Origin of the sequence: Agrobacterium leguminum, from assembly GCF_015704895.1 — a bacterium.
Classification (GTDB): Bacteria; Pseudomonadota; Alphaproteobacteria; order Rhizobiales; family Rhizobiaceae; genus Agrobacterium; species Agrobacterium leguminum.
The window spans coordinates 21,812-31,870 of sequence record NZ_JADQWB010000030.1 but is presented as its reverse complement, the minus strand read 5'-3'; the positions used below and the strand labels follow the sequence as shown (position 1 = coordinate 31,870).

The 10,059-nt window shown below is 60.2% G+C and carries 12 protein-coding genes; 7 read left to right on the top strand and 5 right to left on the bottom strand.

The window, feature by feature from the left end; genetic code table 11:
• The first annotated feature begins 46 nt into the window (after positions 1-46).
• The 3 genes from I3J13_RS24935 (at position 47) to I3J13_RS24925 (ending at position 2,060) form a co-directional block, all read left to right on the top strand.
• Positions 47-1,087 carry a DUF2793 domain-containing protein gene (locus I3J13_RS24935; RefSeq protein ID WP_196380603.1) on the top strand — a complete coding sequence of 347 codons (1,041 nt, stop codon included), beginning with the start codon at positions 47-49 and terminating at the stop codon, positions 1,085-1,087.
• Between the two features lie 191 nt (positions 1,088-1,278).
• A complete protein-coding gene (sciP, locus tag I3J13_RS24930) occupies positions 1,279-1,554 on the top strand; it encodes a CtrA inhibitor SciP (RefSeq protein WP_003491799.1) in 276 nt (91 codons plus the stop codon).
• A gap of 224 nt (positions 1,555-1,778) precedes the next feature.
• Positions 1,779-2,060 carry a GNAT family N-acetyltransferase gene (locus tag I3J13_RS24925; RefSeq protein ID WP_003522924.1) on the top strand — a complete coding sequence of 94 codons (282 nt, stop codon included), beginning with the start codon at positions 1,779-1,781 and terminating at the stop codon, positions 2,058-2,060.
• A 218-nt stretch (positions 2,061-2,278) separates the two neighbouring features.
• On the opposite strand, the gene I3J13_RS24920 is transcribed toward I3J13_RS24925, so the two are convergent.
• Complete coding sequence (locus tag I3J13_RS24920) at positions 2,279-2,482, bottom strand: DUF1059 domain-containing protein (RefSeq protein ID WP_003522925.1); 204 nt, start codon at positions 2,480-2,482, stop codon at positions 2,279-2,281.
• A gap of 287 nt (positions 2,483-2,769) precedes the next feature.
• A complete protein-coding gene (locus I3J13_RS24915) occupies positions 2,770-3,120 on the bottom strand; it encodes a flagellar export protein FliJ (RefSeq protein ID WP_003491821.1) in 351 nt (116 codons plus the stop codon).
• A gap of 480 nt (positions 3,121-3,600) precedes the next feature.
• Between I3J13_RS24915 and ctrA the strand changes: the two genes are divergently transcribed.
• Both ctrA and I3J13_RS24905 read left to right on the top strand, forming a co-directional pair.
• Positions 3,601-4,305 (top strand): response regulator transcription factor CtrA, encoded by a 705-nt coding sequence (ctrA, locus tag I3J13_RS24910; RefSeq protein WP_003522926.1) that lies wholly within the window; start codon positions 3,601-3,603, stop codon positions 4,303-4,305.
• 290 nt (positions 4,306-4,595) lie between these two features.
• On the top strand, positions 4,596-5,111 hold the full coding sequence (locus tag I3J13_RS24905) for a GNAT family N-acetyltransferase (RefSeq protein WP_196380602.1): 516 nt from the start codon (positions 4,596-4,598) through the stop codon (positions 5,109-5,111).
• A gap of 52 nt (positions 5,112-5,163) precedes the next feature.
• Here I3J13_RS24905 and I3J13_RS24900 read toward each other — a convergent pair whose 3' ends face one another.
• From I3J13_RS24900 to chpT, 3 genes are all read right to left on the bottom strand, one after another.
• Positions 5,164-6,210: an alpha/beta hydrolase family protein gene (locus I3J13_RS24900; RefSeq protein ID WP_196380601.1), complete on the bottom strand. Its 1,047-nt coding sequence runs from the start codon at positions 6,208-6,210 to the stop codon at positions 5,164-5,166.
• A gap of 215 nt (positions 6,211-6,425) precedes the next feature.
• The gene (locus I3J13_RS24895) at positions 6,426-6,953 is read right to left on the bottom strand and encodes a GNAT family N-acetyltransferase (protein ID WP_196380600.1); all 528 of its coding nucleotides are present in this window, start codon (positions 6,951-6,953) and stop codon (positions 6,426-6,428) included.
• Between the two features lie 86 nt (positions 6,954-7,039).
• A complete protein-coding gene (gene chpT, locus I3J13_RS24890; RefSeq protein WP_003522930.1) occupies positions 7,040-7,687 on the bottom strand; it encodes a histidine phosphotransferase ChpT in 648 nt (215 codons plus the stop codon).
• Positions 7,688-7,938: 251 nt separating this feature from the next.
• Here chpT and I3J13_RS24885 point away from each other — a divergent pair, with 251 nt between their 5' ends.
• On the top strand, positions 7,939-8,535 hold the full coding sequence (locus I3J13_RS24885; protein ID WP_196380599.1) for a DUF1134 domain-containing protein: 597 nt from the start codon (positions 7,939-7,941) through the stop codon (positions 8,533-8,535).
• A gap of 272 nt (positions 8,536-8,807) precedes the next feature.
• On the top strand, positions 8,808-10,025 hold the full coding sequence (locus I3J13_RS24880) for a coiled-coil domain-containing protein (RefSeq protein ID WP_196380598.1): 1,218 nt from the start codon (positions 8,808-8,810) through the stop codon (positions 10,023-10,025).
• Positions 10,026-10,059: the final 34 nt, after the last annotated feature.

Sequence of the window (10,059 nt, the reverse complement as noted above, 5' to 3'; positions counted from 1 at the left end):
CCCCACAATGCCCCGCAACGAAACACCGCAGCGCGAAAGGCACATCATGACGGAACAGACGGCGAGACTTCGGCTTCCCTATATCCTCCCCTCGCAGGCACAGAAACACGTCACCCATAACGAAGCCCTGCAAAGGCTGGATGCGATCGTGCAACTGGTCATCAAGGCCATCGTCACCGCGCCGCCCGATAACGCTGAGGAAGGGGATTGTTTCCTCCTCTCCGCCGATGCCACGGGCGACTGGGCCGGCAAGGGCGGCAGGCTCGCTTTCCGGCAGGATGGCGCCTGGCTCTCAATCGCGCCGCAGCCGGGCTGGACGGCGTGGTTTGCGGCCGAGAGCAAATATCGCATCCTGCGCGACGGCAACTGGCGCGACATGCCGCTGCCGGCCGCCGGCCGGCTGGAAAGGCTGGGCATCGGCACGGAGGCCGACGCCACCAACCGGCTGGCGCTCACCGCCCCCGCCAGCCTCTTCACCCACGCCGAAGAAGGCGGCAGCCACCGCATGACGATCAACAAGGCGGGCAAGGGCGATACCGCCTCGCTGCTGTTCCAGTCCGGCTGGAGCGGCCGGGCGGAGATGGGCCTTGCCGGCAATGACGGGTTTTCGATCAAGACCAGCAAGGATGGCGCCTCATGGCACACCGCACTTCTCTGCAGCGGCGATGGCCGGGTCTCGATGCCGAACCGCCCGCTCGCCGTCGCCGGCCTGCCGGCGGGCACGACGAAACCCGCCAATGGCGCGGCGGCGGGTTTTTCCGTGCTCTCCATCGCCGAGGGCGGCTTTGCGCTCGGCGATGCGGTGAGCGGTGGCGGACGTGAACTCGTGGTTCCGGCAAAGGGCCTTTATCTGGCGGCCCTGACGCTCGCCGTGGTCTCCTCTTCCGGCCACCGGGTGACGCTTTTCATCAATGGCGCGGCGGCCGGCTTCGGCATCGCCGGCAATGCATCGACGTCAGGCACGTCGCAGTCGGCAACCTCCATCCTTTCCCTCGATGTCGGCGACCGCCTGCGGCTGCAGCATGAGGGAACGGCGGAATTTACCCAGGGCAACGGGAAAACGTGCCTTTCGCTTGCGGCACTCTGACGGAAACAACCGATGAGAGAGAAAAATTGCGATTTTTGGAAAAATTTTTTCCCGGCAAAATAAGGCGACTCGAACAAATCAGGCGAAACCGTTCAAATTCTTAATAAATTGTCTAGAGCTGCTTAGGCAATTTTTAAAGGTACCGGGATAGAGTTCCCGTCATATGGTCTTGAGTTTGTATAGAGTGTCCAATGACCGAAATGATACGCCCACGAGTTAAATATGTCATCGGCCCCGATGGCAGCCCTCTGACGATCGCGGATCTTCCGCCTGCCAATACCCGTCGCTGGGTCATTCGCAGAAAGGCGGAGGTGGTTGCAGCGGTACGCGGTGGACTGTTGAGCCTCGAGGAAGCCTGCGAGCGTTATACGCTCACCGTCGAAGAATTCCTGTCCTGGCAGTCCTCGATTGCCGATCATGGCCTTGCCGGCCTGCGCACCACGCGCATTCAGCAATATCGCCACTAAAACAGTGCGCCGGCGCGAAAACGCGCCCAGACCGAGTTTCCAGAACGCCCCGCCGGATTATCGACGGGGTTTTCGGTTTGATTTCGGATTTCCCCTGAGAACTGCCCGACAGGGCCGGCGATTGTCGCCGGTTTGTGTCCGCTGCGTTCGCTATCCCGCTGTTTCAATTCAGGCTGAAGCCGGTACAGTGGCGACAACGAACAGCAATGCGGAAGGCGCTCATCATGGACATCAAGACAACCGAAACCGGATCGCACGGCGAATATTCGGCGACCATCGACGGCCACAAGGCGGAGATGACCTATTCGCGCACCTCCCCTTCCCTCATCATCATCGACCATACCGGCGTGCCCGATGCGCTGCGCGGCAAAGGCGTCGGCCAGGCGCTTGCCGCCCATGCGATCGATGAAGCCCGCAAGGGCGGCTGGAAAATCATTCCGCTCTGCCCGTTTTTCAAGGCCCAGACGTTGCGCCATGCCGAATGGGCGGATGTTATTCAGGGGTAAATGAGCAGACATAACGAGCGTTATGTCAGTTATCTATGTTATCGACGGGTGTTTTGGCCAAAACGGAACATCCACACGCCGTCACCCCGGCCTTGAGCCGGGGTCCAGCAAGCTCAAGTCATTGAGCTGAAAAGACTCTTCTCGTCGCGCAGACGCGCGCCGACTGGATGCCGGATCAAGTCCGGCATGACGGCGGAGATATTCGGGTGTGCCAGCAATCACGCCACCTTCAACGGCGGCGTCCCGGCATGCATGCTCCGGCGGACTTCTTCACGGAATTCGAGCGTATCCTTTGCGCCGTGAACAGCCACGGCGTGTTGCACGGCCGCTTCCATAAGCTCCTCCGGAGAATCGGCGGAGATGGCGACGGTGCATCTGCTGTCACTGGGGAATTCGCGGCAATCGATATATTGGCGGGCCATTTTTTCCTCCCTGCAAGTGCCGCCCGCACCCGCACGGGGCGCGTGCGCGTAAAAGCCTCCGGCTCACGGTCGGAACCTCGGTAAAATACGCCTTTCCCCACCTCCGGACAATCGAAATCAGGCCTGACCGTCCCGGCGGGAAACACCGGCGACGCGGCAAAACAAAAGGCCGCCCTGAAGGAGCGGCCTTTCGAAAAAATGCATGGCGTCCCGTCATTGAAAGCCGCCTCCTGATCCACCGGCAGCCGTCAATGAGGACGATCTTCGTAAATTCCTGCGCCTATAGGTCAGGCGCGGGCGCGGATGGCTCCGTCGCGGTTTTCCAGTGCGGCGGCCTTTTCATATTCGGCCTGCACCTCTTCCAGCGAAGCTTCGGCGGCCTCCTGCTGGGCCTTCAGCTCACGGATCGAGACCTGAAGATTATCCGCCCGCTGGCGCGCGGCCTTGGCGAAGGTCGGATAGGCGAAATGCGTCGGATCGGTAATGCCCGACTTGCTTTCTTCCAGAGATATCTGATGCACCAGTTCCTTTGCCATCCGCTCGAACTCGGACATCATCTGCTGCAGCTGGTTAAGCTGCCGGCGTTTTTCATTGACCTGAAATTCCTTCAGGCGAACCAGGCTGTCACGCGACTTCATACGCAATACTCCATGGATAGCGAGACCCGGATCAAAAAGGCACTATGCCACCCTGATCGGCCCGTTTAACCCGCCCGTTTTTCCGTAAGGGTTGCCCCCTGTCCCGGAATGATTCCCAAAAGTTACCCGACGTTAATAAAAAACCGCCGTCGTTAACCTTTCGTTTACGGGCATCGTTAATGATAACGACGATCATTTAAGGGTCGGTAAATGCCAGGTCCAAAAAAATGGACCCGACGATGTAAGAGTCGATTGAATCACTTAACGGGATTTCCTCACGTTAAGCTTCAATTTTGGCGATGGTGGATTCACGTGCAAAAACAGCGAAATGCCTACTTTGCTTAATAAATTCGATACACCTTGCCAAAGGCAATTAGAATTTGTTAACCATTTGGTGGCAGCCTGCAAATCAGGCAACGTCTGGATCCGCATCGCGCGAGGCAATGATTTACCGGTTCGCGGGCGGCAAAGGGGATAATTATGCGGGTTCTACTTATTGAAGACGACAGCGCGACAGCGCAGAGCATTGAACTGATGCTCAAGTCGGAGAGCTTTAACGTCTACACGACCGACCTCGGTGAGGAAGGCGTGGACCTCGGCAAGCTCTATGATTACGACATTATTCTTCTCGACCTCAACCTGCCCGACATGTCGGGTTACGAGGTTCTGAGAACGCTTCGCCTCTCCAAGGTCAAGACGCCGATCCTCATCCTGTCCGGCATGGCCGGCATCGAGGACAAGGTTCGCGGCCTCGGCTTCGGCGCTGACGATTACATGACGAAGCCGTTCCACAAGGACGAGCTTGTTGCCCGCATTCACGCCATCGTCCGCCGGTCCAAGGGCCATGCACAGTCGGTCATCGCCACCGGCGAGCTTATCGTCAATCTCGATGCCAAGACGGTTGAAGTGGGCGGCCAGCGCGTTCACCTGACCGGCAAGGAATATCAGATGCTCGAGCTGCTTTCGCTGCGCAAGGGCACGACGCTGACCAAGGAAATGTTCCTGAACCACCTCTATGGCGGCATGGACGAGCCGGAACTGAAGATCATCGACGTCTTCATCTGCAAGCTGCGCAAGAAGCTGGCAAACGCCGCCGGCGGCGCAAACTACATCGAAACCGTCTGGGGCCGCGGCTATGTTCTGCGCGAGCCGGATGGCGCGACGGAATTCCTCGAAACCGCCTGATCCATTCCGGAACAGGACAGTTTTTAAAAGACCCGCTGGAAACGGCGGGTTTTTTGTTGCGATTTCAAGGTCGCAGGTAACGGTGTCATTGGCATATCACGACACACGATCATATTCCGGCGCATGGATACTCCCTCATTCCTGTGCTTGTCACAGGAATCCAGCCGATGCGCGTCTGCGCAGCGAGAGACTCTTTTCAGCCCAAAGACTTGGGCTGGCTAGATTCCTGTGACAAGCACAGGAATGAGGGAAGAAGAGCTAGGCTACGCGCCGTAAAAGGATGACGGCACATGAACCACCCTATCCCTACCCTCAAGACCGAACGCCTGACTTTGCGCCCGCTGATGATCACAGACTTTCCCGCCTATCGGGATTTCATGACGTCACTGCGCTCCATCGGTGTCGGCGGTCCTTACGACCTGCCCTCGACATGGGGCGTGTTCTGCCACGATCAGGCCAACTGGTACTTTTTCGGCCATGGCGCGCTGATGATCGAGCTTGGCGAAACGGGACAATGTGTCGGCCAGGTCGGCATCAATCATGGTCCGCTGTTTCCGGAAAAGGAACTGGGCTGGCTGCTTTACGACGGCCATGAAGGGCGCGGCTATGCGGCGGAAGCCGCCTCGGCGCTGCGCGACTGGGCCTTCAAGACCCTGAACCTGCCAACGCTTGTCAGCTACGTCTCGCCGCAGAACCGCAAATCCGCGGCCGTCGCCGAACGAATCGGCGGCAGGCTCGACCCGGCGGCACCCCGTTCCGATCCTGAAGACCTCGTTTATCGGCACTATTCGGTAAATGCCGTTTGAAAAAGGGACGCCTCAGGACTATCCCAGTCGTGAGGCGTCTGGAAAACCCGACCTAGCGCATTTCCGCTTTCAGAAAGCCGAGGATAATCTCGGCAATCTGCGCATGGATGGCCGCGCGGTCCCTGCCGCCGCCATCCCGGCAGACGAAACCTTCGCCCGGTGAAAGCTCCTCCACGATCTTTTCGCCGTTCGGCCTGCAAATCTGCATGAAGCTGAAATGGCTGGCATCCGGTATTTCCCGATAAACGGTCGTCGCCTTTGGCAGATGCCGGGCGATATAGTCGGAATCGGCCTTGATGGCAGCGATCTCCGGTGTTTCCACACCCGCGGCCAGAACCAGAACCGGCACGCCGACGGCTTGCAGCGTCTCCGGCAGGAAACCGGCGGCCGGCCCGAGATCCAGCGCGATGGCGGCGCGGATGCGGGTATCCTGCAAATTCATCGAAAGACGCGGATCGGCCCTGCCGTCACCGACAACCCCGACTTTGGCGAGCAGTCGCGGAGCCTTGCATTGCGGCGGACGTTTTTCTCCTTTGCAATCCTTCAGGGCAAGATCGGCGCTGTATCGCGCACCAACCAGCTCCATTGCGGTCCAACCGCCAAGGGAATGGCCGATTACGGCGATGCGCGTCGCGTCGATCCTGCCGGCGAATCGGTCATCGCCGAGCAATGCGGTCAGCGTTCTGCTGATGTCGCGCGGCCGTTCCCACAATGGAACGATCTCGGTCGCATTTTCTTCGGTGAACGATTCGCCGCCGTGATCCGGGGCGGCCACGACATAACCTTCCCGAACAAGCTCACCGGCAATCCAGTTCAGATTGCGCCAGCTTCCGCCGAAACCGTGCGACAGCAATATGAGAGGACGTGAACCGGCAAGAAGGGAAGCGCCCGGTTGAACCTCAAGGCCGTAAAAGGCGGCATTTTCGCCGACGATCTCGCTTTTGCCCGACGGTGCGGCCGGGTACCACAATGAAACGGCTAGCGTTCTCGAACCGGCCTCATCCGGCAATTCGATCTGTTTAAAACCGATGCCGCTTTCCGCCATTGCGGACTGGACAGTGGAAAAAATGACGATGACCGCCAGAAGAAGATAGCGCATGGGATGCTCCGGAGTTGATATGGACCAACTCCTGGTTCAATCCGCCGCCCGCCGAGACCTCGAACAGGTTTCAGGTCGTCCTGAAACGCGATCGGGGACAGCAACACCGGGCGCTGGAGAAAACCGCGTCGCACTCTTACTCGGAAATGCTCTGCCTCTTTGTTTTCACGCATTTTCCGGACGTAAAACCGCTTCGCACTTTTACTGGAAATGCTCTAGATATCCGCGATCCGCTCGAAAAGCCGAACGGGGCTGTCGCGGAACGCCGTATCGCGAAATGGCCGGAAGCCGAATCGGGCGGCTATGGCCAGCGACGGGCTGTTGAGCGGATTGATCATGCAGACGGTCCGCTGGGAAATCCCGCGACCATCGAACCATCGCAGCGCCGCCTCCACCGCCTCGGTCGCGACACCCTTGCCCGCCAGCGCCCCGTCGATTTTCCACATCGCCTCGGGCACGCCGTCGAAATCCTCACCGTTGCCACGGCGCATATGGGCAAAACCCACCTCGCCCACGATGCGCCCCGTGGCAAGCTCTTCCACCACAAAGGGGCCGAAGCCGAAAGCGGACCAATGGCCCAGAAAACGCAAAAGCCGGGCAAAGGCGAGTTCCGGGTCCAGCGGCGCAATCGATACGACCCCTTCGATCTGCGGAACATCCGCGCCCCAGAAGGCGCGATAAAGCGCTTCATCCGCGATGGCATGCGGCCGCAGGACAAGGCGAGCGGTTGTCAGACGTGTCATGAACATGCTCCCCAAACGGAAAAAGGCCGGCGCGTCGGCAGACGCGGTCCCGGCCCTTTCACAAATTCAGATCGGCGATTGAACGGTCACTCGGCAACCGTCTTGGCGGTAAACACGATGCGGTCGTCATGCACCTTGTATTCCACCGCCATATTGGCCTCCTCGGCCAGAAGCAGCGTGTAATAGGGCTGAACGGAATGGGCGTCCACCGCCTCTTCCAGCCTGCCCTCGTAAATTTCCACGAACTTGGCCGGCACGCGCATCATCCGGCCCTTGACGGTGATTTCGAACCTGGCGTCACCGTCGGGGCTTTCGAGCAGCACATCCACATTGCCGCCGCGCGGAATGGCGCCATAAGCCACGAGGAAAAGGTTGAGCAGAAGTTTGACACGATTCTTCGCAACGATGGCGCGCGGGCCGTTCCAGCTCACCTCCGCCTTCTTTTCGGCGGCGGCGAAATCCTGGGCGGCTTTTTCGGCCTCGCCGGTGTCGATGGACGCGCCGGCGGAGCCGGAAGCGCCGAAGGCAAGGCGGGCGAACTTCAGCCGCACGGATGCGTTAAGGGCTGACGTGCGGATGAGATCGAGCGCATCGTCATCCGTGCCGCCCTCGTCCAGGAGTTCGAGGCCGTTATTGATGGCGCCGACAGGAGAAATCACATCATGGCACACACGGCTGCACAGAAGAGCCGCCAGATCGGGACCGGACAGCGTGATATTGAGTTTGCTGGTCATAAAATTCTCTCCTGCGCAAGGGAGGCGCGGACGGTGTGGAAATTGTTAAGCCATAATGACACCATATTTGGTAAACCGATTGTTAATAGGATGGTTTCAAAATGCCAAATGCCTTAACAGGCCACACTGGAGCCCCGTGTATCCGCAAGGATGCGCGAAACATGCTGTAGAACTTTGACTCTGCGCATCGGCCCTTTCGAAAACCGATTCGGATTTTCGAACCGATGCGCTAACGAAACAGACGGACGGACATGACGATGCGCCTTACGAAAACCCGCACCATTGCACGCCTCGGACTGGGAAAGATTGTCGCGCTCCTTGCGAGCCTCCTGATATGGGTCGTACCGGCCGCGGCCCAGAACAGCGATCAATATTCTTTCCAGGAAGTCGTGGATGCAGGCCACGGATTCTTCGGTGAAACCACCGGCGGCCTTGCCAAGGTGGTGGAGCGCGCCTTCCAGCAATACGGTCTTCCAAACGGTTACATTCTCGGCCAGGAAGGCTCCGGCGCCTTCGTCGCGGGCCTCACCTATGGCGAAGGCACGCTTTACACCAAGAATGCCGGCCAGCACCCCGTCTTCTGGCAGGGCCCCTCCCTCGGCCTCGATTATGGCGGCCAGGGCACCCGCGCCATGATGCTGGTCTACAACCTGCCCTCCGTCGATGCGCTTTACCGCCGTTACGGCGGTGTGAGCGGCTCCGCCTTCATCGTCGCCGGCGTCGGCATGACCTATCTGAAGAGCAGCGACGTGACGCTTGCCCCCATCCGTACCGGCATCGGCGCGCGCCTCGGCATCAATGTCGGTTACCTGAAGCTCACCCAGCAGCCGACCTGGAACCCCTTCTGATTATGCGAGGGTGCCGCGTCTTTCTTCTCCCCGGCGGGGAGAAGGTGGCCCGAAGGGTCGGATGAGGGGGCAACGTTGCCGTATCTCACCACCCTTGCCCCCTCATCCCGCTGCCGCGGACTTCTCCCCCGCGGGGAGAAGAAACAAGTGGCGCCGACACCGCCTGTGCAATTGCCGGGAGACCCCTCCCCACGGTTGCAATAATAGCGTAACGTGCTTTCGCGCCCCTCTTTCCGAATGCGCGCGTATCTGAGTTTCGGAGACTGTCCCGCGTGATCGAATATGCCATTCTCTTCGGATTGGGTTTTCTCACCGCAACCCTGCTGGCCCTGCTGATCGCACCCGCGATCCACCGCCGCATCGTCGCCTATACGGAAAACCGAATACGCGCGACAATGCCCATCAGCCCGCAGGAAGTGCGCGCCCAGAAGGACATGGCGCGTGCGCTCTACGCCGCCGAAAACGCCAAGGTCCGCCAGGAACTGGATACGGAACGGGAAAAGAACACCTCGCTGCGTCTCGCCAACGAGGCCGCTTCCAGCGATGCCTATCGGCTGGGCGAGCAGAACCGCAGCTTCTCCCTGAAAGTCGAGGAGCTGACGCTGGAAATCGGCGAATTGCGCGCGGCCCTCGATGCCGCCGAAGAACACGCCGGCGCCGTACAGGCGAACCTCGCACAACAGGAACAGGCCGCCAACGAGCGCGCCGGCCAGATGTCCGATCTCACCGCCCGCCTCACCAATCTGACGCGCGAGCTGGATGATTCGAAAATCCTCGCCGCCACCCGCGATCTGGAAGCCGAGCAGGCCAAGCAGAGCGCCACGCGTTTCCGCAAGGAAGGCGAGACCGCGACCCGCGAATTGCAGGATGTGGCGGCCCGCAACAAGGAAGCGATGACGGCGGTTGCCCGTGAAAGCCGCAAGGTCACCCGGCTCGAGGAACAGGTCGCGACCGTCATGGCGAAAAATGCCGATCTCGACACGATGCTGACGCTGCGCAACCAGGAAGTCGCCCGCCTCAAGGAACAGCTTGCCGCAACCGGCGGCCGCGCCAACGACATGATCATCCGCCTGCCGAACCCGGCCGTGCCGGTCGAGAAAACGGTTAGCCCATCGCAACCCGCTGCCCCTGCCCCAGCCGCCGCGCTCGAAACCGCACCCGCCGCCGAAGAAGAGGCGGCACCGGAGGAAACAGCCCCCCCGGTCGTGACGGAGCCAGCGGCGTCGCAAGGTCTGGAGCGGGAAATCGAGGATATCCGCAATCAGGGCACGGCGCTCACCGAACGCCTGCTGAATGTGCGCGGTACCGGCAATGACGAACCCATCCGCCGCGAAATCGCAAGGATCGCCGCTGAGATGATCGCGCTCACCGCCGCGCAGGAGGGCGAGAAATCGCCCATTCCGGCGCTGCTCGCCAAGGCCTCCGGCTCATCGGGGCGGGAGAGCCTTGCGAAGCGGGCGAAGGTGGTGATGGAGAAGCGGGAACATTAGGTCCTCGGTGGGTGTGGTTTACCCCGCGTTGAGT

Bases quoted from the DNA above. Each gene is read 5' to 3' on its own strand.
- I3J13_RS24935 (WP_196380603.1), top strand. From the start codon at position 47: ATGACGGAACAGACGGCGAGACTTCGGCTTCCCTATATCCTCCCCTCG.
- sciP (WP_003491799.1), top strand. From the start codon at position 1,279: ATGACCGAAATGATACGCCCACGAGTTAAATATGTCATCGGCCCCGAT.
- I3J13_RS24925 (WP_003522924.1), top strand. From the start codon at position 1,779: ATGGACATCAAGACAACCGAAACCGGATCGCACGGCGAATATTCGGCG.
- I3J13_RS24920 (WP_003522925.1), bottom strand. From the start codon at position 2,482: ATGGCCCGCCAATATATCGATTGCCGCGAATTCCCCAGTGACAGCAGA.
- I3J13_RS24915 (WP_003491821.1), bottom strand. From the start codon at position 3,120: ATGAAGTCGCGTGACAGCCTGGTTCGCCTGAAGGAATTTCAGGTCAAT.
- ctrA (WP_003522926.1), top strand. From the start codon at position 3,601: ATGCGGGTTCTACTTATTGAAGACGACAGCGCGACAGCGCAGAGCATT.
- I3J13_RS24905 (WP_196380602.1), top strand. From the start codon at position 4,596: ATGAACCACCCTATCCCTACCCTCAAGACCGAACGCCTGACTTTGCGC.
- I3J13_RS24900 (WP_196380601.1), bottom strand. From the start codon at position 6,210: ATGCGCTATCTTCTTCTGGCGGTCATCGTCATTTTTTCCACTGTCCAG.
- I3J13_RS24895 (WP_196380600.1), bottom strand. From the start codon at position 6,953: ATGACACGTCTGACAACCGCTCGCCTTGTCCTGCGGCCGCATGCCATC.
- chpT (WP_003522930.1), bottom strand. From the start codon at position 7,687: ATGACCAGCAAACTCAATATCACGCTGTCCGGTCCCGATCTGGCGGCT.
- I3J13_RS24885 (WP_196380599.1), top strand. From the start codon at position 7,939: ATGACGATGCGCCTTACGAAAACCCGCACCATTGCACGCCTCGGACTG.